Origin of the sequence: Streptomyces sp. NPDC051364, assembly GCF_040682115.1 — a bacterium.
Taxonomy (GTDB): Bacteria; Actinomycetota; Actinomycetes; order Streptomycetales; family Streptomycetaceae; genus Streptomyces.
In genome coordinates this window covers 1-21,523 of the sequence record NZ_JBFBAH010000038.1, presented here as the reverse complement: position 1 = coordinate 21,523, position 21,523 = coordinate 1, and the positions used below count along the sequence as shown (strand labels likewise).

22 protein-coding genes and 2 pseudogenes are annotated in these 21,523 nt (G+C 67.4%); 13 read left to right on the top strand and 11 right to left on the bottom strand.

The window, feature by feature from the left end; all coding sequences use genetic code 11:
* The first annotated feature begins 101 nt into the window (after positions 1–101).
* Positions 102–551, top strand: coding sequence for an SRPBCC family protein (locus AB0M76_RS38295; protein ID WP_365957349.1), 450 nt, complete (start codon positions 102–104; stop codon positions 549–551).
* A gap of 125 nt (positions 552–676) precedes the next feature.
* On the opposite strand, the gene AB0M76_RS38290 is transcribed toward AB0M76_RS38295, so the two are convergent.
* From AB0M76_RS38290 to AB0M76_RS38280, 3 genes are all read right to left on the bottom strand, one after another.
* Complete coding sequence (locus AB0M76_RS38290; protein WP_365957348.1) at positions 677–1,078, bottom strand: cofilin family protein; 402 nt, start codon at positions 1,076–1,078, stop codon at positions 677–679.
* A gap of 681 nt (positions 1,079–1,759) precedes the next feature.
* Positions 1,760–2,101, bottom strand: coding sequence for an STAS domain-containing protein (locus AB0M76_RS38285; RefSeq protein ID WP_365957347.1), 342 nt, complete (start codon positions 2,099–2,101; stop codon positions 1,760–1,762).
* A 123-nt stretch (positions 2,102–2,224) separates the two neighbouring features.
* On the bottom strand, positions 2,225–2,614 hold the full coding sequence (locus AB0M76_RS38280; RefSeq protein WP_365957346.1) for a hypothetical protein: 390 nt from the start codon (positions 2,612–2,614) through the stop codon (positions 2,225–2,227).
* A gap of 381 nt (positions 2,615–2,995) precedes the next feature.
* On the opposite strand from AB0M76_RS38280, the gene AB0M76_RS38275 reads away from it, so the two are divergent.
* Complete coding sequence (locus AB0M76_RS38275; RefSeq protein WP_365957345.1) at positions 2,996–3,955, top strand: IS481 family transposase; 960 nt, start codon at positions 2,996–2,998, stop codon at positions 3,953–3,955.
* A gap of 74 nt (positions 3,956–4,029) precedes the next feature.
* Here the strand turns inward: AB0M76_RS38275 and AB0M76_RS38270 are convergent, their stop codons facing one another.
* Positions 4,030–5,652 (bottom strand): IS4 family transposase, encoded by a 1,623-nt coding sequence (locus AB0M76_RS38270; RefSeq protein WP_365957344.1) that lies wholly within the window; start codon positions 5,650–5,652, stop codon positions 4,030–4,032.
* 585 nt (positions 5,653–6,237) lie between these two features.
* Here AB0M76_RS38270 and lepB point away from each other — a divergent pair.
* On the top strand, positions 6,238–6,891 hold the full coding sequence (lepB, locus tag AB0M76_RS38265; protein ID WP_365957343.1) for a signal peptidase I: 654 nt from the start codon (positions 6,238–6,240) through the stop codon (positions 6,889–6,891).
* Between the two features lie 151 nt (positions 6,892–7,042).
* Here the strand turns inward: lepB and AB0M76_RS38260 are convergent, their stop codons facing one another.
* Together AB0M76_RS38260 and AB0M76_RS38255 are read right to left on the bottom strand one after the other, a co-directional pair.
* Positions 7,043–7,240 carry a hypothetical protein gene (locus AB0M76_RS38260; protein WP_365957342.1) on the bottom strand — a complete coding sequence of 66 codons (198 nt, stop codon included), beginning with the start codon at positions 7,238–7,240 and terminating at the stop codon, positions 7,043–7,045.
* A 100-nt stretch (positions 7,241–7,340) separates the two neighbouring features.
* Entirely contained in the window at positions 7,341–7,772 is a 432-nt protein-coding gene (locus AB0M76_RS38255; protein ID WP_365957341.1) for a hypothetical protein, read from the bottom strand.
* Between the two features lie 960 nt (positions 7,773–8,732).
* On the opposite strand from AB0M76_RS38255, the gene AB0M76_RS38250 reads away from it, so the two are divergent.
* The 5 genes from AB0M76_RS38250 (at position 8,733) to AB0M76_RS38230 (ending at position 11,948) form a co-directional block, all read left to right on the top strand.
* Complete coding sequence (locus AB0M76_RS38250; RefSeq protein ID WP_365957340.1) at positions 8,733–8,972, top strand: hypothetical protein; 240 nt, start codon at positions 8,733–8,735, stop codon at positions 8,970–8,972.
* Positions 8,973–9,380: 408 nt separating this feature from the next.
* Complete coding sequence (locus AB0M76_RS38245) at positions 9,381–9,869, top strand: hypothetical protein (RefSeq protein ID WP_365957339.1); 489 nt, start codon at positions 9,381–9,383, stop codon at positions 9,867–9,869.
* Positions 9,870–10,318: 449 nt separating this feature from the next.
* Entirely contained in the window at positions 10,319–10,528 is a 210-nt protein-coding gene (locus AB0M76_RS38240; protein ID WP_365957338.1) for a transposase, read from the top strand.
* Positions 10,529–10,531: 3 nt separating this feature from the next.
* On the top strand, positions 10,532–11,542 hold the full coding sequence (locus tag AB0M76_RS38235) for an IS3 family transposase (RefSeq protein ID WP_365957392.1): 1,011 nt from the start codon (positions 10,532–10,534) through the stop codon (positions 11,540–11,542).
* Between the two features lie 235 nt (positions 11,543–11,777).
* Positions 11,778–11,948 (top strand): hypothetical protein, encoded by a 171-nt coding sequence (locus AB0M76_RS38230; protein ID WP_365957337.1) that lies wholly within the window; start codon positions 11,778–11,780, stop codon positions 11,946–11,948.
* Between the two features lie 73 nt (positions 11,949–12,021).
* Here the strand turns inward: AB0M76_RS38230 and AB0M76_RS38225 are convergent, their stop codons facing one another.
* Complete coding sequence (locus AB0M76_RS38225) at positions 12,022–12,873, bottom strand: IS5 family transposase (RefSeq protein WP_365957336.1); 852 nt, start codon at positions 12,871–12,873, stop codon at positions 12,022–12,024.
* Between the two features lie 738 nt (positions 12,874–13,611).
* On the opposite strand from AB0M76_RS38225, the pseudogene AB0M76_RS38220 reads away from it, so the two are divergent.
* Positions 13,612–13,713, top strand: a pseudogene (locus AB0M76_RS38220) (IS5/IS1182 family transposase); the annotation flags it as partial.
* 93 nt (positions 13,714–13,806) lie between these two features.
* On the top strand, positions 13,807–15,075 hold the full coding sequence (locus AB0M76_RS38215) for an aminotransferase class I/II-fold pyridoxal phosphate-dependent enzyme (protein ID WP_365957335.1): 1,269 nt from the start codon (positions 13,807–13,809) through the stop codon (positions 15,073–15,075).
* A 293-nt stretch (positions 15,076–15,368) separates the two neighbouring features.
* On the opposite strand, the gene AB0M76_RS38210 is transcribed toward AB0M76_RS38215, so the two are convergent.
* The 3 genes from AB0M76_RS38210 to AB0M76_RS38200 all read right to left on the bottom strand — a co-directional run bounded on the left by AB0M76_RS38210 (position 15,369) and on the right by AB0M76_RS38200 (position 16,926).
* The gene (locus tag AB0M76_RS38210; protein ID WP_365957334.1) at positions 15,369–15,641 is read right to left on the bottom strand and encodes a hypothetical protein; all 273 of its coding nucleotides are present in this window, start codon (positions 15,639–15,641) and stop codon (positions 15,369–15,371) included.
* A 438-nt stretch (positions 15,642–16,079) separates the two neighbouring features.
* Positions 16,080–16,385: a hypothetical protein gene (locus AB0M76_RS38205; RefSeq protein WP_365957035.1), complete on the bottom strand. Its 306-nt coding sequence runs from the start codon at positions 16,383–16,385 to the stop codon at positions 16,080–16,082.
* Between the two features lie 226 nt (positions 16,386–16,611).
* Positions 16,612–16,926, bottom strand: coding sequence for a DUF3732 domain-containing protein (locus tag AB0M76_RS38200; RefSeq protein ID WP_365957333.1), 315 nt, complete (start codon positions 16,924–16,926; stop codon positions 16,612–16,614).
* A gap of 202 nt (positions 16,927–17,128) precedes the next feature.
* On the opposite strand from AB0M76_RS38200, the gene AB0M76_RS38195 reads away from it, so the two are divergent.
* Both AB0M76_RS38195 and AB0M76_RS38190 read left to right on the top strand, forming a co-directional pair.
* On the top strand, positions 17,129–17,767 hold the full coding sequence (locus tag AB0M76_RS38195; protein WP_365957332.1) for a hypothetical protein: 639 nt from the start codon (positions 17,129–17,131) through the stop codon (positions 17,765–17,767).
* A gap of 188 nt (positions 17,768–17,955) precedes the next feature.
* Complete coding sequence (locus AB0M76_RS38190) at positions 17,956–18,195, top strand: hypothetical protein (RefSeq protein WP_365957331.1); 240 nt, start codon at positions 17,956–17,958, stop codon at positions 18,193–18,195.
* A 154-nt stretch (positions 18,196–18,349) separates the two neighbouring features.
* Here AB0M76_RS38190 and AB0M76_RS38185 read toward each other — a convergent pair.
* A pseudogene (locus AB0M76_RS38185) lies at positions 18,350–18,904 on the bottom strand (thiol:disulfide interchange protein DsbA/DsbL); the annotation flags it as partial.
* A 1,759-nt stretch (positions 18,905–20,663) separates the two neighbouring features.
* On the opposite strand from AB0M76_RS38185, the gene AB0M76_RS38180 reads away from it, so the two are divergent.
* The coding region (locus AB0M76_RS38180) for an ice-binding family protein (RefSeq protein WP_365957330.1) at positions 20,664–21,523 on the top strand (860 nt) is incomplete at its 3' end.

Sequence of the window (21,523 nt, the reverse complement as noted above, 5' to 3'; positions counted from 1 at the left end):
CGCGGCGAGAGGGCACGGATGCGGGTGCCCCTTGCGGGCGTCGGACAGGCCCGAGACCGCCCGGTTCCCGCTTCACCGCCCCAGATCAAAGGAGACGCGTCATGTCGCAGGTCAAGGAGTCCATCGAGGTCGAGGTTCCGGTCCGTATGGCGTATGACCAGTGGACGCAGTTCGAGTCGTTCCCGCAGTTCATGGACGGGGTGGAGCGGATCGAGCAGCGCACGGACACGCTCACGCACTGGGTGACGAAGATCAGCGGTGTCGAGCGGGAGTTCGATGCGGAGATCACGGAGCAGATCCCGGATACCAAGGTGGCGTGGGTGACCGTCGGAGGCGAGAGTGAGCAGTCGGGCCTGGTGACTTTCCAGCCCATCGATCCCACCCATACGCAGGTCACGCTGATGATGGACTTCGACCCCGAGGGGATGGCGGAGAACATCGGCGACAAGCTCGGCTTCGTCGACCGGCAGGTCAAGGGAGACCTGAAGCGCTTCAAGCACTTCATCGAAGACCGCGGCTCAGCCACCGGACAGTGGCGAGGCCAGGTCTGACCCGGCTCCTTGAGTCGACCGGAGGGACGTGTTCCGATTGAGGTGAAGGCTTGGCGGCCGCCGCGCAGTTCCACCGCGCGGCCGCGGTGGTGCTGGGCGCCCGGCCCCGGCAGCCGTACAAGCCTTCAGCCGGCCAAGGCGACGAGCCGTTCATACTCCAGCTGCCCTGTCCGCCTGGCGGTGAGGTGGACCTGAACGTCGATGGGGAACTCCTTCAGCGCGGTGTACCCGGCCGTGTACGCCTCTTCCTGTCCACTGGCATCCGGCGGCATCCAGAAGATCAGCAGGCGCTCGTTCCTTCGCGTGCCCTCCGGGCTGGCGAAGGACAGCTCATGGACGACCAGCCGCGGCTCGTCCGCAGGCAAGGCCGCCAGCAGCTCGTCATGGGTCAGGTTGCCCGCAACCTCTGGGACCAGGACACCCGGGACGTCCCCGTAGCGGAGGATCACGGTGTTGATCTCCCGGGTCTCCCTCAGATGCTGCAGGGCAGCAAGGCTGTCTTCCGAAAGACCGACCGGTCTGCTCACAGGGGTCTCACCTCGGTGGTCAGGGCCTGGCAATCAAGGCGGCAAGCGGAGCGTCACAGTGGCCATGCCGAGCGAGAAGCCGTACTGCTTCCGCTACCTGGACCCCAAGTGACGACTGGTGCAACGACGAGACCTCAGGCGCCCCGGGAAAGCCGGCTGCGCCTGGTCGGCCGGGGATGGGTCGGGCGGGTGCCGGTGGGCCGTTGGTCACGTGTGGATGTGGCTGTTGGTGCCGTCGTGGCTGTCGGCGTGTTCGTCGTTGAACCAGTAGTCGCCGGCGGCGAGGTAGCGGAAGGAGTGGGTGCTGTGGGCGGGCAAGGTGACGCTGGCGGCGCGGGTGTCGTCGCCGCGGGGCTCGAGGGGGTGGGCGGTGGGGTTCCAGTGGTTGAAGTCTCCGACGACGCTGACCGGCCCGTTGGGGTGTCTTCGGGGAGGATGAAGGTGACCTGGGTACGGCCCTTGGTCTGCTTGCGTTCGAGCACGGAACACTCCAGCGGCGAAGAAATTCGGGGAATGAATCCGTGCATCCTTGCGCGTACGTGAGCCGGGTTCCGCGGTACACGGCCGTCAGTGGGGCGCAGGTCACCCGCCCGGTCGCCGAAGCAGCCTGGGTTCACGCAACGTCGTCGGCACGCCATCGAGCGCGAGACAGGAAGGCCAGGCCGACCGGGGCGCGGCCGGTCAGGTGTCCGTGACGGGGAACAGCTGGTCGGCGCCCGTGACTTCCAGCAGGCGGATGACCTGCGGGGACGGGGCATGCAGGCGGATCCGTCGGCCATGCTGTTCGGCGGTCAGGCGGGCCTGAAGGAGGGCGTTGAGGCCGGAGGAGTCGCAGAAGGTGAGCTCGGCCAAGTCGACGACGATCTCGACCGGGCAGTCAGGCCGGGTGATCACCGAGTCAAGGGCCTCATGCAGCAAGGGCGCCCGGTCGATGTCCATCTCGCCGCCGACGCGCACGACAATGCTGCGCGCTGCGCTCTCCACCTGCACGCGCGGGATTCCGGCTTCTGGATCGTCTGCCATACCGCTCACCCTAGGGGGGCTGGCAGACCTGGTAACAGGTCGCATCGACTGGGGGCAGCGGCCGTGCCGGTCATCCCTCGGCGGGTATCCGGACCGGGTCGTCACGGTGCCCGGGTGCTGCCGCTATCCGGCGCTGCGTGTGCCCGGCGGGTCCTGGGGGTTGATGCCTGTGGAGGCTGAGGCGTCCTTGGTACCGCTGGGGCGTTGGGAGCGGCCTCGGGGGCCGAGGTCGTGCATGCCCTTCTCGCCGGAGCCCTTGCTCTGATCCTCCCCGCGCTTGCCCCGGCTCTTGACGGGATTGCCGTGGGGGTTGCCCGCCTCTTCCTTGGAGACCGCCGGTTCGGGGCCCTTGGCCGGGGCGTGCTTGTCGGGGTGGAAGGAACGGTGGGCGCTCGGGTTGTCCTGCTGACGGGTTTCGTCGACGTCTGGTGACCAGCCGTGCTGCTTGGTCCCCTCGTGGCGACTGGGGCCTTCTCCATGCTTGGGCTGGGATGGCTTCGGCTGTTTCGTCATGGCCTGGCCTGCTGTCTGTCTCGGGATGGGCGCACAGGTGCTCGCGCCTCTACCGCTGGTAATGACATCGTCCCACCGTTCGACCAGGCGGTCGAAGCGGCGTGCAGATCGCGTGCAATGAGTCGATTGGGGCCGCACACGCACGGTGCTCGCGGATCCCGTCTCTGATCTGCGAGGCTATTGGCTCAGAGGGTTCGCGGAGTGGTGCCGGGTCTCGTGTGGTCCTCCACTGTGGCCCGGGCGCGGGTTGGGCGGACGGCCGGGCACGACCCCGGGAGGTTGTGGACGGGTGATGCAGGTCTCGGCTGAGGTGTCTTGAACGGGTGAGGGCCTTCCGGGTTCGGTGTGGATTGCGACGTCTACACCGACCGAAAGGCCCTCGTGCCCCACCGTAATGCACCCCTGACCGAGACCGGACGGCTGCGTCTGGCCCGCTGCGTGGTCGAGGACGGCTGGCCGCTGCGCCGGGCGGCCGAGCGATTCCAGGTCTCACCCACCACCGCCCAGCGGTGGGCGGCCCGCTACCGGGCTGGGGGCGAGGCCGGCATGGCCGACCGGTCCTCGCGTCCGCACCACAGCCCGAAGCGGACACCCACCCGCACGGAACGGCGGATCATCAAGGTCCGTGTCCTGCGCCGGTGGGGACCGGCCCGCATCGCCCACCACCTGCGGCTGGTGCCCTCCACCGTGCACCGCGCCCTGACCCGTTTCCGGCTGGCCCGTCTGACCCACCTGGACCGGGCCACCGGCCGCGTCATACGCCGCTACGAACGCGACCGGCCAGGCGAACTCGTCCACGTCGACATCAAGAAACTGGGCAACATCCCCGACGGCGGCGGCCATAAGACTCTCGGCCGCCAAGCGGGCCGCAAGACGAAGTCCGGCGTCGGCTACCAGTACATACACACCGCCGTGGACGACCACTCCCGCCTCGCCTACAGCGAGATCCTCGTCGACGAGAAGAAGGAGACCGCCACCGCCTTCTGGACCCGGGCCCAGGCGTTCTTCACCTCGTGCGGGATCACCGCGGAACGGGTCCTGACCGACAACGGGGCCTGCTACAAGTCCCACGCCTGGCGCGACGTGCTGGCAGCGGCCGGGATCACCCACAAACGAACCCGGCCCTACCGACCCCAGACGAACGGCAAGGTCGAGCGCCTCAACCGCACCCTGCTGGACGAGTGGGCCTACGCCCGCCCCTACCAGTCAGAACAGGAACGACGCGACGCGTTCCCCCAGTGGCTGCACACCTACAATCACCACCGCGGACACACCGCGCTCGCAGGCAAACCACCCGCCAGCCGCGTCCCTGAGGTTCCCCCGAGATGCGGGGATGGGTGACAGGGGGTCAGATGGGTCTCATGAGAGGAGCCCAGACGATGCCTGCCCCGAGGAAGTACCCCAAGACCACGGAGTTATGGCTTGTCCGCCGCTGTCAACAGGGGCGGTGGGCTTGTGGCGGTTGGGGTGGTCCACTCGGGTTCGAGGGTGCAGAGGCCCCGGCCGGTGCGGCAGAGGATTCCTTCGCAGACCCAGCGTCCCAATTCTGCGCGTAGTCCTTGGGCGTCGTCCAGTCCGATACCGCGGGCGATTTCACAGGCGCGCCAGGTGCGGAGGGGATCAGTCCGCAGGAGTTGCAGCGTGCGGTTACGGCGTCCGTCGGGGCCGGGGCCGACGGAGGGGTCCACGGTGACACTGATGCTGGTGATCCTGGAGGCGCCCAGGACTTGTGCCTGGTGGGGCGGGGCGGCGTAGCGGGAGATCGGGCATTTGACTCGGCGCGGGTTGACGCGGGCCCGGCGGGGTGGGAGCAGATCGTGCAGCAGGGCCGGTGTGATTCGTCCCGGTCCGGTATCGGGCAGTACGTCGGCGGCGGCGACGAGCTGGTCTTTGGCGGTCTCCAGGGCGACGGTGAAGGAGGCGCGGTCCGGGTCGGTGCCGGGGAGCGTCTCGACGGCCTCGGCCATCGCCCGGCGCAGTGCCTGGTAGACGGTCAGGTGGGCCCAGAGTTCCTGCTGGATCCCGGTCGCGTCCTGGGATCGCAGTACCAGGCCGTGCTGCAGGGTATGCCGAAGCGAGTAGAACGCGGACTCGATCTCCCATCGCTCGTGGTAAAGCTCCACCAGCTCTGCGGCGGGGTAGCGCCGGTGATTGGCCAGCGTGGTGGCCAGCCGGTAGTGGCCTTCCAGCCGCAGCCCTTTGGCTGTCGTCACCGCAATGTGTGCATCGATGATCCTCAGCCGCGTCCCGTTGATCCGTGTCAGGAACGACCCGTCCGGCAGGAGTGCCCAGCGTGCGGGTGTCCGGGTTCCCTTCAGGCGTACCAGCAGCTGTGCCCCGGTGGCAGCGGCCTTCGCGAGGAAGTCGTCGGAGTCGAAGCCCCGGTCGTTGAGGAGCAGCATCTTGTCGTCCAGCAGTGGTAGCAGCTGCTCGGCGTAACCGGTCTCTTTCTCAGGCGTCGGTCCGAAGACCGCACCGAGCAGAGCCCGGGTCCCGGTCTCGCACAGCACCATGATCTTCAGCATCGGATAGCCGTCCGTGCCGTAACGGTGCCTGTGTTTGCCCAGCCAGGCACAGACTCGCGGCCGGTCGGGAGCCTTGGTGGAGCTGCAGCCGTCGAAGGCGACTGTGCGCCAGCACCTGTAACGCACCCCTGGTGTGACCGGCTGTGCCACGGGACCGGCCAGTGTCTCGAAGAGCAGCCGCAGTGGCGCGGCGCCCAGCCGCCGGCGTACCTCTCGCAGCGCCTTCTCCGACGGACGCAGCGGAAGGAGCCCGCGCAGCCCGGAGGTGAGCTTGTCCCATACCCGCAGGTAGCCCAGCTGCGGGAAGAGAATCAGTGCCAGCACGAAGTAGACGCCGACCCTCGACGGCAGCAGCCTCAGCCTCCGCTGGGTGCCGCCAGTACGTTCCAGCACGTCATCGACCAGTTCAAAGGGCAAGTGCCGGGTCAGCTCCCCCAGATGCCCCGGAGCGAAGACCCCGTCGGCGACGGTGATGGACGACGTGAGCGTGACGGTGGAACACTGAACGGGCAACGGGACTCCTTCAGGCGGGAAGACCTTGGTCGGCTTCCTCGCTCTATCAGGAGTCCCGTTGCCGTGACCGGCACTTCTCCCGAATGCCCCGGCCCCGTTGACAGCGGCGGACAAGCCATAACTCCGTGGTCTTGGGATACTTCCTCGGGACAGGCATCGTCTGGGCTCCTCTCATGAGACCCATCTGACCCCCTGTCACCCATCCCCACATCTCGGGGGAACCTCACCGACGGCTTCCCCCGTGGCCAGTTGCTTCTGGGCGGACTACGGCGCGATCGACTACTTCCCGCCCGGCGGCAACCGGCACTGGCACTTTGCCATGACGCAGGCAAGTCGGCGCCAGTACGAGGCCGGCCGCTCAAGCTGCCGCGGTTGAGGCGGCTGCGGGTGCCCGCAATCGTCCATGATCCGCTCCGGCCCGCACATCGTGCCGCCCGTTGGGCGGCAGCCCGGTGCCGGACCGTGTTGGCGTCGAGCTGTCGGTCCGCGCAGTCGCCGCTGCCTTCGTCCGCGGGCCCGGCCCGCCGGCTGGGGTGCTGGTCGGGTCGGTAGGGTGCAGCCCGGACTGCCGGGAGGGGCTGAGGGATGAGACCGGGGCGAAGACTGCGGATCACGGGGCTGGTGCTCGTGCCGCTCGGGATTCTGCTGACGATCGGGACATGGCTGTTCGCCGACTTCGCGTTCGGTGGGCACAGCGTGGACTCCGACGGGATGCGGCCGACGTACGGGCAAGGCGACATCGCCTTCACAAAGAAGATCCAGGACAGTGAGCTCCACCGCGGAGACGCGGTCTTCTACCACCTGCCCGGCCGGTATACGGACACCGACACCGTCTTCCAGCGTGTCATCGGTATGGGCGGTGACCGGGTCAGCTGTGACGGCAAGCAGGTGCTGCTGAACGGCAAGCCGCTGAGAGAACCCTATGTCGCTGGGGGCAACCCCGCCGGGAACGGCACCACTTATGACGTAGTGGTGCCGGAAGGCCGTCTCTTCATGTTGGGCGACAACCGCGTCACCTCCAACGACTCCCGTTACTTCCTCACAGACGGACACAGCGGCACCGTCCCCGCGAACACGGTCCGTGAGCGAGCGTTCGAGGATGCGGACGTCGTGGTCGCGGTGCTCTTCGTCCTGGTCGGTGGGGTCCTCGTCACCCTCACCGGGATCGGATGCGGCCTCGCCGGATACCTGATCCAGCGCCGTGCCGTACGCACACGGCTCGTACCTGTGGCCATCTGACATCAAGGCCCTGCTGTAAGTGGCCTGAGGCACGCCTACGGGATCACGCGGAGAACGGCAGGTCACAGTCTCATGCGAAGCGGACCGACCACGTGTCCCTTCGTGACGAGCCTGCGCCGTAGACGAGCACGGCCTGGTGGCAGGGGGAGGGTCAGGCGAGGTGTGAGCCGATCCGGAACCGCATCTCGCCCGCGGCCCGGCGGATGTCTTCGCTCTGGGCGGTGTCGTCGAGGAGGCCGAGGAGCACCATCAGTGCCCATGCCTCGTCTTCGCTGATCAGTTTCAGGCGGGGGTTGGGTTCGGTGACGCCGTCGAGGAGGGTGTCCAGCTGGTCCACTGTCTCGTCCATGCTCGGACAACGCCGTACGCGCTCGCACGGCACCGTGCTTCCCGGCGCACCGCACGAGCCGGGCCAACGCGGGCCGTGTCCGGCGGGATACGGCTGGGGGTCAGGCCTTTTGGCGTGCCCTGTCCCGGGTGAGCGCCTGCTGGAGTTCGTCGCGGGTCATGGTGGAGCGTCCGGGGATACCGGCCGCGGTGGCCTTCTCATACAGCTCGGCCTTGGTCAGCCCGTCCAGCTCCGTCTTCTTCGGCGCGGCGTGTGTCCGCTTCTTGGCCGGCGCCGTTTTCTTGGGCTGCTTGACGCCCGGGGCGGCCGCCTTCTCGCTGGTGGCTTTGGGGCTTTTGGCCTTCTCGACGCTGGCGCGGAGGGCTTCCATGAGGTCGACGGCGCCGGTGGCCTTGGCCGGCGGCTCGGCCTTCTCCACCGTCTCGCCCGCCTGTTTCGCGTTGACGAGGGCGGCGACCTTCTCCTGGAACGTGTCGTGGAACTCTTCCGGTTTCCACTCCATGGCCAGGGCGTCGATATGATCCGCATGCAAAACGCCAGCTTCACGGCCGCCACCAGTGCATTCCGCCGGCCCGTTGAGTTAGGCGGGGCAAGAACGTTGACCGGTTGCACATCCTCACCTTTGAAAGCGCTGACATCCCACCGTTCCTTCCATGTATTACGGGGCAGGGTTTCCAGGTAACCGAAGAGTGCACGGATACCAGACCGTCGCTTCTCGACGACGGGCCGGTTCCTGTCTCGGAGCATCTCCGTGATCAAGGCGCAGAACTCCTCGATCCCGATCGAGGAGAGGTCCCCGAACGGGGCCGGCGGGTTGTCGGGCCTTGCTGCAGGTTCCGCCTTCAGCAGAGCACGCTGGAACTGATTGAACGCCCTCGGCTCGCTGTAGTTCCGTCGCCGATGCCGGGACGCGTAGATCTCGATCGTTGCGCGACTATAAGCCAACTACTTCGCCGAGGTACAGATACTCGGCAACTCCAACGGCGGCAACATCTACGCACGATGCCGCCGGCCGCTGCCGCTCGACCAAAGTGCGCGACGCCGGGCGCTCGAAGTCGAGTTCAACATGGAATACCCGCAAGGGTATCGACACAATCGGCATAAGCCCCTCGTGGAAACGCTCCTTGAGGCGCGTGAGAGGCGTAATGCTTGAATTTTGAATTCCTGCAATTCCTATATAATTAGAGAGTGATACTTCATCGATTGAGGGGGATTTGTGAATTCACTAACCATTTGAATTGAGCAAGGGGAGAGGCGCTACCACTACCTCTGGCTCAAGTACGTCACGGGCATCGACCTGGCCCAGCACTGTGCCCGCTCTCTCTGTGGCCCCTACAGTCGTACCGTCCAGGCCGACGCTCCCCGCGACCTCACCGTCACCCTCGACGAGCACCGCCACGCCATCGCGTTCTACCTGTGCGACGTCACGGCCAACCCCTACCGGTGGGAGGACAACCCGCACCTCGCCTTCGAGTCCGCCCTCGGGTGCCACGTGGAGATCCAAGTCAAGGACCTGAAGGTGACGCTCACCGACGTGCGCCCCATCCCCTTCACCGCGCGGCACATCCCGGCCAACGACTCCCACGCCGCAGACAAGCAGTTCAAGACCTGCCGCAACTGTCAGTTCGCCCACCACCTGCGAGCCGCCGGCGTCGTCACGATCCCAGGCGAGCGCCAGCGCCCCCGCGGGCTCGGCACAGGCAGCATTGCCGGGCAGCTACCGCTCATGTAGACGGATCGTTGGCTGGGCCCCGCTCCCGGGCCCCGGTCCCGGGCCCCGGTCCCGGGCCCCGGTCAACGAGGATCATGACTCTGGCTCGCCGTCCGGTACGCCGTCGTCCCGGCCATCGTGCTGGTGGCCGTCTGCGCCACCGTCCTCCGACATCTCCTCGGTGGACGTACTCTCGCCCCTCCACGCGTCGGAGACCTTCCGCCCCGCGGAGATGAGTGAAGCGGGTCAATAGGATGAAAATTAGGCGTTTCAACGCGATCCAGCGTGCCGTGATGGTTTGATTAGCTGCGCAACGTTCTGGGGGAATGGAATTCGCTTCACTCCGGCCCTGTGAATCTCTTGACATGCAGATCTGTGATGGCGAGAATTTGCTGAGCCCGTCAAGGACCATTCGCAAGGAGTAGGGCGATGAGTGTAAAGAAAACGTCGATGATTGCCGCAACTGTTGCCGTAGCCGCGGTGGCTGGAATTGGAACGACTGCCTCCGCTTATGCCGCCGGAGGCATAGCGACCGACACGGTAACGATAACTCTCACCGACAGTCCGACAACGGCCAATGCTGATTCTTGCCATAATCGGCACATCAAACTCAATGAAGACAGTTACCTTTGGGGATTGAATAACGGTTCGAACCCCCCCGTCGATAGCTACAAAATTGTTCCCAGGTCGGGTAGTTGGATTTCGGAGTGGATCACTCTCGACGAGGGATACTACACTTGGACGGACTGTCTTATCGCCCAGAACGGCTACTACATCCAGAAGACTACGCTCGATCCTGATGCCGCAGGGAAGGCGACGGCTGTCAGGTTTGCGGCGGTAACTGTCACTATGACTGGTAGTTACACTTGGGGAACTTTCCTGGCGCCCTCGTCGTCAGCGCGCAAGTCGACCTCCTAACGCTGTGCGAGCGACGGCCAGGATTCAAGCTTGGCCGAAGGTCTCTTTCAAGTCCCTGATGACGGCAACCCGGTAAGGAAATCCACCAAAGAATCGCCGGGCGCTCCTGTTGTAGCGTCCGGCGTGCATCCCCCACCAGTTGACTCACGCAGCATTCAACGACTCAGAGCTCTTACCGTTTCTGGTCAATAGCGGCGTCCACTGCCGGGTGTGGCCGATCCTGGGAAAGCCGCAGCAACTTAGCCACCGAACACCGCCTTGAAGTCGTCGGGGTCGTAGCCCGGTGCCACGGCCGGGTGTAGTGCGCTTGCAGGGCATCGAAGAGATCCTCGACTCGGGCGTTGAGATAGCGGCCCGTAGCCGCCAGGTCGGCATGACGCAGGTGAGGTGACTCCCGTCGTGTGGACACTCTGACAATGGATCTTGTTGATCCGAGGAAGGGTGTCCTGGTGGGACGTAAGTCTCCGTATCCGGAGGAGTTCAGGAACGATGCGGTGTCGCTGTACCGCGCGGCGGGCGGGAGGCGCACGTATGCGGCGGTCGCGGCCGACATCGGTGTGACGGGCGAGACGCTGCGCAGTTGGGTGCGCCAAGCCGACGAGCAGGACGGCCGTGCCGGCGGCAGCCGCAGCGAGCCGTCCGGGGTGAGCCGGGAGTAGGAACTGGCCCGGCTGCGGGCGGAGAACGGCCGGCTGCGCAAGGCTGAGAGGGAATTGGGAACTCGAGCGCGAGATCCTGCGCCGGGCGGCCCAGTATTTCGCCGCGGAGATGAGGGCATGACCCGCCGCTGGGACTTCATCTCCGCCCACCGCGCCGACTTCGGTGTGAAGCGGCTATGCCGGATGCTGCAGGTCTCGCGGTCCGGCTTCTACCGGCACCTGGCCTCGGCTGAGTCCAGGGCGGCCGGCCGACGGGACGATGAGGAGCTCGTCGCCGAGATACGCGAGACACAGCAGCCACAAGGGCACCTACGGGGTGAGGCGCGTCCATGCAGGCTGCGCGGCTTCGGTCACACCGTGAACCGCCAACGTGTCGAGCGGCTCATGCGCCTCAACGGGCTCGAGGGCCGTCACCTACGGCGCCGCAAGCGCACCACGGTCCCGGACCGGCTCGCGCCGCCCGCCCCGGACCTCGTCCGGCGTGACTTCACCGCCGGGCAGCTGGACGAGAAGTGGTGCGGCGACATCACATACGTGCAGGTCGGCGGCGCGTGGCTGTATCTCGCCTGCGTCATCGACATCTGCTCACGCCGGGTGCTCGGCTGGTCCATGGCCTCACACATGCGCGCCGAACTCGTCATCGACGCTCTGAAGATGGCCGTGGCGGCCCGCGGCGGCAACGTCGGCGGGGTGATCTTTCATGCCGACCGCCGCGGCGCCCAGTACACGGCAGCGGCGTTCGCGCAGGTCAGCGACGAGTACGGCATCCGCAGGAGCATGGGCCGCGTCGGTTCGAGTTACGACAACGCTCTCGCCGAGAGTTTCTGGCAGGGACTGAAGCGAGAAACGATGCACCAGAGGCTCTTCTCGACGATGCGCCAGGCGAGGCTGGAGATCTTCGAGTGGCTCACGTACTACAACGCCCGCAGACGCCACAGCGCCCTCAGCTACCTCTCACCCGTGGAGTTCGAACAGCAACACCTGCAAGCAGCTAAACTCACAATCGCGGCATGAACCCCTGTGTCCACACCCCGGGGGACGCCTCAGCCCGGCTTAGTACCCCCTGGACTGGGACACGATCGGCGACCAGCCCCTCTACGAAGCGGGCGTCGACCTCACCGGGCCGCTCGCGGACTGGACTACGCACCTGTCCGTCGTCCGCGAGGCCGCCGTACCTCTGCCCGAACGGCTGGCCGCGCTCCTGGCCGAGATCGCCGAGCAGCTGACTGGCACGGCCGCGGACACGCCGTTGGCGGCGCTGCGCGCCGCGGGGGTGCTGGAGCGGATCGCCGCCCGGGTGGGCCGGGAGGCCGCCGGCGCGCTGTGCGACGGCGGTATGTCCGCCGAAGCGGTGGCCACGGCGCTCGGGACTACCCGCTCCAAGGCCCTGGTCCTGCTCCTGAGCGCGCAGGACAGGTAACGGAACGCACCACAGCGGCGTTCTGGGGCGTGTCCGGTGGTTCAGCGTCGGCTTAGACCGACCGGCAAATGGATCACTTGAGGCGTCGGGTAGTGGGGCGGGTGTCCCAGCGGTAGCGGCTGGTCGCGCGGCGGATGAGCACACGGAGCGTGACGAGTGCGGCGGCAAGGTAGAGGTAGAAGTCCACGGCCTGACCGTCCTTCTCGGTGCAACGTCGCAGCTTGCCGTAGCCGTTCATCCAGGAGTGGGTCCGCTCGATCACCCACCGCTTCCCGGCCTGGATCGGGGCGGGGACCCTTTCCGGGCGATCTCGCCAGTGAAGCCGAACTCGTCCAGCAAGAAAACGGGTCTGGGCACTGTCGTATCCGCGGTCAAGGTTGACGTTCACCTCCACCGGCAGGGGCCCGACCTGAGCTTTCATCGCTTCCAGAGTGGGACGGAGCAGAGGTGAGTCGTGTCGGTTGGCACCGGTGGAGACGATGCCCAGCGGCACCCCGGCCTCGTCCGAGGACACCGATCGCTTCAGGCCCCGCTTGCCCCGGTCGACTGGGGAGCGGCCGGCCCGCTGGCCACCCGGGGGTGCCTTGGTGATGCAGCCGTCCACGGCGATCTCGGCCAGTCCAAGGCCGATCATGCGGTCGTATGCCTCGAGAGCCAGCGCATGGACCTGCTCCGATATCCCCATCTGGGCCCATGATTTGATGCGGCGCCGGATCGTGCGGTCCGAGCAGCCCGGACTGGAGATCCGTTCGTACCCGGAACCTTGCACCAGAGCCTGCACGATGTGCTCGAAGACCACCCGGTCCGGGATCCGACGGCGGTGGCAGCCCAGCGGATGGGTCGCCGCGAACCCACCCCGCGTCGGCAGTAGGGCGGCGAACTGATTCCACAGGGGTTCGAGCAGGCAAGACGGCACTGCGGGCACGGGCCCTCCGGTGATCACTGAGCGAAGAGAACTCCACGCGCGTGCCTGCCTTCACGGCCGGGATGACATCCCACGGCAGCCAGCACCATGCGCCGGTTTACGCGCGGGCGCCTGGCTCATGGCCCCTCGGCTGACGACCAGCACGGCGGCATCCCCGGACAAGGCCCACCGCCACGACCATCAGCACGATCCCGACCAGATCGGGCCCGTACGAAACCTCCATGAACCCTTCCGGGTGTGGCCGCACCTCGATGGAGCCTTCCGGGACGATCTCCGCCAGCATCCGGTGCACCCAGGCCAGGACTGCCCCACCGGCCACGCCTACTGCCAGCAGAGCCCCGGCGCTCATACCCGACCGGCGACCAGCACGCCAACAGCCCCGCACCGTATCCACCGCCCCAATGACCAGCGCAATCGCGAGCGCACCGGACGCGGCCATCCAGGCCCCGGCAGCAACCGCGCCCAGCACCGAAGTGGCGAAACCCCTAGGCCCCCGCCCCGTCAACGCCGTCACGGACCCCTCCGGCGGGGCCATGCCCCATGCCAGCAGCCAGCTCACTCCGCCCAGGACCGCCAGAGCGGCCGCGCCCCACGTCCACAGCACCCCGGCGCCTCGGCGCCCGCTTCGCATCCCCACCAGTTCCCCCCAGACCGCCTCGCTGCGGACGTCAACCTACCAATCGGTAAGACGTCCATCTGCGGAGAGGCCAGACTGGGAGGCGGTGGGTGACCGCGGACCTCTACCTTGCCGCCACACTCGTCACGCTCCGTATGCTCATCCGCCGGGCGACCAGCCGCTACCGCTGGGACACTCGCCCCACGACCCGACGCCTCAAATGATCCATTTGCCGGTCGCTCTTATATCCTCGGCAGGCAGAAGCGAAGCCCCCGGCGCCGGACCGGGCAGCGCCACCGGCCGTGAGAGGAAACACCATGACCACCGAGCTGAGCGCCGACGCCCTGAGCGGGCTCCTTGAGCGGGCCCGGCAGGACTACCAGGCCCTTGTGGGGCGCGGGCTCTCGCTCGATCTCACGCGGGGCAAGCCGGCGCCGGAGCAGCTCGACCTCTCCGAGGACCTGCTGAGCCTGCCGGGTGGGCGGCACACCTCCGCCGACGGCACGGACGTACGCAACTACGGTGGTCTGCAAGGGCTGTTGGAACTCCGGGAGATCTTCGCCGAGGTGCTCCAGGTGCCGGCCGGGCAGCTCCTCGCGGCCGGCAACTCCAGCCTTGAGCTGATGCACGACTGCCTGGTGCACGCGCTGCTGAGCGTGCTGCCGGGCGCCGAGTCGCGCTGGGTGGAGCAGGAGCGGATCGCGTTCCTGTGCCCGGTGCCGGGCTACGACCGGCACTTCGCGCTCTGTGAGCGGTTCGGGATCGAGATGATTCCGGTGCCGATGACGGCCGAGGGGCCCGACATGGACCTCGTGGAGCGGCTTGTCGCCGAGGATCCGGCCGTCAAGGGCATCTGGTGCGTCCCGAAGTACAGCAACCCGAGCGGGGCCTGCTACAGCGAAGAGAGCGTGGCGCGGCTGGCCGCGATGCGCGCTGCCGCGCCCGACTTCCGGATCTTCTGGGACAACGCCTACGCCGCCCACCACCTCACTGACGAGCCCGTCGAGATCGCCGATCTGCTCGCCGCCTGCGCGGACGCCGGGCACGCGGACCGGGCCTTCGTGTTCGGCTCCACTTCGAAGATCACCGCGGCGGGCGCGGGCGTCGCCTTCTTCGGCTCTTCGCCGTCGAACGTGCAGTGGCTGCTCGCCAACAACGCCAAGCGGTCGATCGGCCCTGACAAGGTCAACCAGCTGCGGCACGTGCTGTTCCTGCGGGACGCCGACGGGGTGCGGGCCCACATGGAGCGCCAGCGCGCCGTGCTTCAGCCGAAGTTCGAGACGGTGGCCCGGATCCTTCAGGCCGAGCTCGGCGGCACCGGGCTCGCCCGGTGGACCGACCCCAAGGGCGGTTACTTCGTCAGTCTCGAAGTGCCGGACGGCTGCGCCAAGGAGGTCGTAGGCCGTGCCGCCGAGGCGGGCATCGTGCTGACTCCGGCCGGCGCCACCCACCCGTACGGGGACGACCCGCGCGACGCCACCATCCGGATCGCGCCCAGCTACCCGGGCCTCGCGGAGCTTGAGCAGGCCATCGAGGGGCTCACCGTGTGCGTACGGCTTGTGGGCTACGAGCAGCGGGCCCGCTAGGAGTGGGCCGGCCGCCGGCATCCCGATGGAGAAGGTCGCGACAGCGTTGGGCACGAGCGAGGCCGAGGCCCGCCGCTACGCCCAGAACATACCTCCACCAGCCGTGAGGGCCGAACACCTCCTCCCTCCACCGCTGCGGCGGCTACCGTGGCGGTACAACCTGCCTGGAGGAGCCCGTGAGCGCTCACGGGGCACCCGTCATCGACCTGCTTGAACGGGGCTTGCGCGCGTCGGGCGGGCGTCCACCACCCGTCGACCGGCCCACGGCAGCGCTTCTTGCCGAAGGCTTGGGCTCAGCCCTGCGACGTGATGTGGTCGATGACCGCGGTCAAGTCATCGGTTGGTGAGAAGTCCACGTATTCGCAGTCCTCGAGGGCCACGGGGGCGTGTCCGGGCGGCCAGTAGAACGCCTGTCCCGCCTCGTAGACCTCCTCACCGTCCTTCGTCACCATCTTCAGCCGACCTTTGAGCATGTACCCCCAGTGCGGGCACTGACAGAGATCATCGGTCAGGCCCTTCAGAGCCGGCCGCAGGTCCGTCCCCTGAGGCAGCTGCACGAAGGCCACGGACAGGTCTCCGCCGACCGCTCGCGTACGGAGTTCGACACCTCCGCCCTCGATTGCGACTGGTGTGTCCTGTCGGGTTGTCCCGGTCATGGCTGCCTCGCTTCGTTCGTAGTGCGGCAGTGCGCCTCGCTTCCAGGCTGGCCCCGGCGGTCGGGGCTCGCCAGGCGGGCCCACGGCCCGCCGGCCCCGCCTCTCCCCTCGCCGCGATCCAGCTCTGGCTGCACTGACGTACCACGAGTCACCCCACGCCCCGGCGCCAGGACCGCACGGCTCGCACCGGCGCGGCTGGCGTGCGTCAGGCGGAGAAGATCACCGAGCGGACCATGACGTCGTCGTAGTCGGAGCCTACGCAGACCGTGGCGGTGGCGTTGGTGAGGTTCTGCGGGGCGAAGGCCGGCGAGGCATCGCTGACGCGACCCCTGGCGCAGAAGGCGTACGTCAGGAGCCGCCTCCGCTGACGCCAGGGGCGACGAAGCGCCGGTGCAGGGGGTAGAACTTCGGCTCGGGGTCGCTCTGCACGCCCAGTTCGCCCTTGAGTACGGGGGCGATCCTGGCCTCGATGAACCGGTTGAAGTGGTCCTCCGACTCCCAGATGTCCATCACGTTGAGGCCGCCATGGACGAACCAGGCGGAGTGCAGCACGCACCCGTCCGGTGCGTCCTCTTCCCAGCGCACCTTCTGGCGCACCGCGTCGTACACGTCGGGTGTGATCTCGGGCCAGGAAAAGGTCATCACGACTGCCATGGAGTTTCCTCTCGACCGCCTGGACGCGTCGCGGCTGGACGGTCCGCGGCATGGCACTGCGAAGCTAAGCCGCCGGCATCGCCGGTGCACTCCGGGGCGTCCATCCGAGAAGGGCTAGAGCGTGTCCGCAAAGTCACGTTTGTCGAGGGTCAGTGAATCTGCGCAGTCGTCGAGCTTCTGACCTGGGGTTGTGCAGTTTGGTTGGGCGGGTTGCCGACTGGCTGGCTCACTGGATCTGCGCAGGAAGCGGTGCTGCCAGTGGTCTGACCTGCAGAGTTTCTAGCCTCGGGCCTGGTTGCGCAGGTTGGTTGGTTGTTGCGCAGTTTCCCTGATCGCCGGTATGTGGTGTGTTCTCGGGGGTGGGCTGGTTGTCGAGCCAGGTGGTGGGGATGAGTTTCTCGCCGTTGCGCCAGTTGTAGCGGAGGGCTTCCTGGTACCAGGCGTGTGGCAGGTCGGCGTGGTCGCTGACGGTGATCCGGAAGTCGGGGGAGAGTCCGGTAACGACCTGGTGCATGGGCTGGAAGAGGCGGGTGATGGTCACGCGGTCTTCGTCCAGTGCTCCAGCCGTCCCCGTGCTTTGGCCATGTCGGAGGGGTAGTAGGGCTGGGTCGGCTAGTCACCCTCCGGCCCGCCGTGACGGCTCGTGCCGCGCTCGTCGCCGAAGCGGTGCGAGTGACGGCGCCGAGACCGCCGCTCGACGGTTGCTGCCGTGACTGTCAGAGCCGCCGTCTAGCCTTCCGGCCATGGGACTTCATATTTCGGTTGGCATCCTCCAGAACATGACCGGCGTCGAGGAGCACGAGGCGCTCGTACACTGGCAGGAGAGATTCGACCTGCTCAGCCGGGCCTTGGCCGATGAGGGAATCGTCTGGCAGGAGCCGGCGTTGGACGAGCCGTCACGTCTGCGTTTCATAAGTTTCCCCACCAGCCACCTGCACCACCTGCGCCGCGTCTTCGTGCTGGCGGCCCGGGGCGAGTCCGTCACGCCTGCATCGGCCACCAGCGCTGAGCAGTACGAACGCGACGAGGACAAGGTCTTCGACGAGTCAACGATGATGAGCTCGCACCTGCTGTGCCACTCGGACAGTGCGGGCTTCTACGTGCCGGTCGACTTTGACGATCCGCTCTTCCTGCCGGCGGAGAAGCAGGTGGAGGGCGGCGGGATGGTCGGTTCCAGTCAGCAGCTGCTCGCCGAACTGTGCGGCTTCGCTCCCGCCATCGGAGTCCGCCTCGACCGGGACCGGCACCTCTCCGACGAGGAGAGCGCCCGCCTGGACACCGCATCTGACGACCTCTTCCACATGGAGAGGTCCGCCTGGCACCAGCTGTACCAGGTGTGCCGCACGAGCATCGCCACCGGTCGCGCCGTCGTGTTCCACTGACCGGACCGGGGACCGGCACAGTGGTTGATGCTGCGGTTCCAGTCCCCGCCCGGCGTGAATGTCCTGTCGCGTTCGGACGCTGGTGTGGCCGGAGTGATCGTTTCCGCGGTGAATCCGGCCGCCTGCACGGGTGAGTTGGCTGCTGACGCCCTGTCGGAGACCATGCGGGCCGCGCTAGACCCACTCATGTGATCAAGAATCTGATGTGGCGCGGCCTGCTCGCGTTCGTCCTCGCTGTCCTGTCTGTGCTCGGCGCCGCTCCCGCCTCCCATGCCTTGGATGCGCAGCCGGCCGCGGCTGCCACGCCTGTTTCGGCTCCCGCTGTACCCGGTGCGCCGGGTGTGCGGGTGCCGTTGTCGTTGTTCGATGCGACCGACCAGCTGTCCGTGGCGGAGGAGCACCGGGAGGGTGAGCTTGTTCCGCTTTGACGGACACCGTTGGTGTGTTGGTCAAAGCGGAACAAGCTCAACCACAACACGTGAGAACTGGATCAGCTGTGACTGAGCTTGAGATGACCGAGAGAGGAAGAGGTCTGCCTCGGAGTGTGCGCCTGAGCCGGTAGCCGCTGGTGTCCGGCTGTCGCTACTGAGTCGCGCGTTCCGCGGCGATCAGTCCGTCAACCACGTTCAGGAGTCCCTCGGGGCCCCCGGCCGTTCCAAGATCTGCACGGTACTTCCCATGAACGATCATCGACGGAACGACCGTGACCTCGTAATTCATCGTCAGCTGCTTGGCCTGCTGGACCTGGGCCTTGATGGCGAAGGAGTTGAAGGTGGCCAGGTACTTGTCCTTGTCGACGCCCTGGGTGATGAGGAATTCGGCCTGGTCCTCGGGCTTGGTGAGCGGCTTGCGCTGGTTCTGCACCGCGTCGAAGACGGCGGCGTGGACCTTGTGCTCGACGCCCATGGCTTCCAGGGTCAGGAACATCTGCCCGTGGACATCCGCGATGCCGCCGGACATCGCGGGGCCCTTCTTGAAGTTCACATCGGCCGGGAGCTTCTCCGCCCACGGATTCACCGTCGGTTCGAAGTGGTAGCTGCGCGGGTCGCCGTACCAGAACAGCTGCACAGCTTCGATCTTGCCCGGAACACTCACCGGGACCGGATGGGAGAGCTCGATGTACTGCTGGCCTGCGATCAGCTCGGTCACGGTCGACTCCATCCATCGCGTGATGTGGATGCGCACTGCGTATGCGCGTAGCGATCATGGCGCGATCGCCGCCCGTCCCGCGGCACCCTCACCGGAAATGACCGGATCGGGTGTACCGAATCCAACCTTCGTGTCGCGAAAGCCGTGCCCCGACCGCGCTCACCCATCAGCCCCGCCAACTACCAGTCGGAGCCGCCAACTATCGGTCGGAGTCTCATCAAATCGGCCAACTATCGATCAACGTCTCAGCAGGGTTTATCCGTTTCCGGGGGAGGAGAATTTTCCGGCCCCTGTCCACAGGCCGCCAGCTTGAAACTGCCGAAACGTCGCCGTGATCGGCACGGCGACCGTACGTCAGGAGCTGCCCACGTCCCCCATCATTCCCCTCCCACGTCCTGGCCGTGGAGGCCGGCGACGACGCTACGGCGTCACCGAACCTGCCTGAAACTCATCAGCGAAGACGAGGCACGGGCGTTGATGGTGCTCCTCGGGCTGCTCGATGACACCGCCCAGAGCGAGGAGACCCGCCGGGCCGCGGGCGAGATGCGGTTCCGGATCGGCTCACGCCTCGCCTGACCCTCCCCCGGCGGTCGGCCGTCTGGGACTACGGAGCCCGCTTGTCTCCAAGGCGCAGGTGGTCGGTCTGCTTCGCGAAACCGGTGTCTGCTCTGCGCCGGTCGTAGACCGTCTCGGGCCGGATCCCTGCCGCGAGGGCCGCCTGGCGGAGCACGCCATGGGCGGCGAGGTGCTTGTAGAAGGCGGTCCACTACGCGCCGGTGGCGGCGCCGGCAGGTTCCGGGGTGCTGCGGGTGGCGGTGGCGGTCCATGGCTTCGGCGAAGCCGGCATCGCGGCGGCGTCGCTGGTAGACCGTCGCGGTGGTGATCCCGACCTCGGCCGCCGCCGTCGTCGTCGCCATCCCGGCCCGCAGATACTCGAGGAACTGCCGGCGCCGCTCCGGCGTGAACCGGGACGGACGGCGCTCCGCGCGCCTCACGGTCGCGGCGGCCACCACGTCGCAGGCGGCGGCGAACGCCGGCTGCTCGCTGCGCCACGCGTTCCTGACCGGCGCCGTCGAAGAGGATCTGGGAAGCCAGGCTGGGCGAGGCACCCAAGGCCGGCAGCCGCAAGCAGTCCGCCCGGCCGACGACCTGAAGCCCGGCACCGGCGCGCCCCGACCCAATGGTTCAAGACCCTGCCCGCAACTGCTCCGTGCACGCCGCCGATCGGGCAGGAAGAGCCGGTTTCGATGGCTTTCCTTCGCGAGGAAACATCGGGCTGCTGTGGCCGTAGGTGGCATGCCCATCGTGGGCCTGCGGGACAGTCGCCCATACCTCTGCACCCGTGCCCGTGCTCCGCGCTTGGCGACGCAGCAAATACGCACAGATGTACGATATATGCCATTCCTGACGCCACGTCACTCATACAGACGCTTTTCCCTATTTGTGGTCTATCACTGTGAAATATGCGGTAATGCTCCCGCGTGACGACCCGTCACACCTCTGGCACGGAGTAGATCTGCTTCCCCCGCTCGGGGTGAGCTTGCGTGTCGGCACAGGCAGCGGGCCGGCGGCCCTGACCAGCAACAAGAAAGGTCCTGCTATGGCATTGGATGTCATCCGGTCGGCTCCACCCGACTCAAGCCCTCAACGCAATCTGCTCAAACGGGGAGCCTTTGTCCTGCTCCCCGCAGCGCTCCTGGCGTCGGCCGCCCTGGTCCCGACCCTCGCCCACGCCGCAGAAGCCCCCGTGTTGCTGGGGACCACCGCCAGTTACGGGGTCCTGGCCGGTTCGACGGTCACCAACACGAACCCCACCGTCATCAACGGCGACCTGGGCCTCTATCCGGGCACATCGGTGACCGGCTTCCCGCCCGGCATCGTCAACGGAGTGACGCGCGTAGCCCCCAACGCCGCCGCCGCTCAGGCGAAGTCCGACCTCGTCGTCGCCTACGACGATGCGGCAGGCCGGGGGCCCGGGACCATTCTCGCTTCGGACGAGATCGGCGGACTGACGCTGGCGCCCGGCGTCTACACGGCCCCGGCGTCCCCGCCGTCCCTGCAACTCACCGGGACGGTCACCCTCGACGGCGAGGGCGACCCCAACTCCGTCTTCATCTTCCGGATCCCCTCGACGCTGACCACGGCTTCGTCGAGTTCCGTGGAATTCATCAACGGAGCGAATGCCTGCAATGTGTTCTGGCAGGTGGGCAGCTCCGCCACCCTCGGCACGACCACCCAGTTCAAGGGCACCATCCTGGCCATGCAGTCCATCACGCTGAACAACAGCGCCGTGATCGAAGGCCGCGCCCTGGCGCGTGAGGCCGCGGTCACGATGGACAACAACACCATTACGAGGCCGACCTGCGCCGTTGGTCCTCCCGGTCCGAGCGGTCCTCCCGGCCCGACCGGCAGCCCCGGCCCGACCGGCAGCCCCGGCCCGACGGGCGCTCCGGGCCCGACCGGTGCCCCCGGCCCGACCGGCAGCCCCGGCGCCCCCGGCCCGACGGGTGCCCCCGGCCCGACCGGCGCTCCCGGCGCTCCCGGCGCTCCCGGCCCGACCGGCAGCCCCGGCGCCCCCGGCGCTCCCGGCCCGACCGGCGCTCCCGG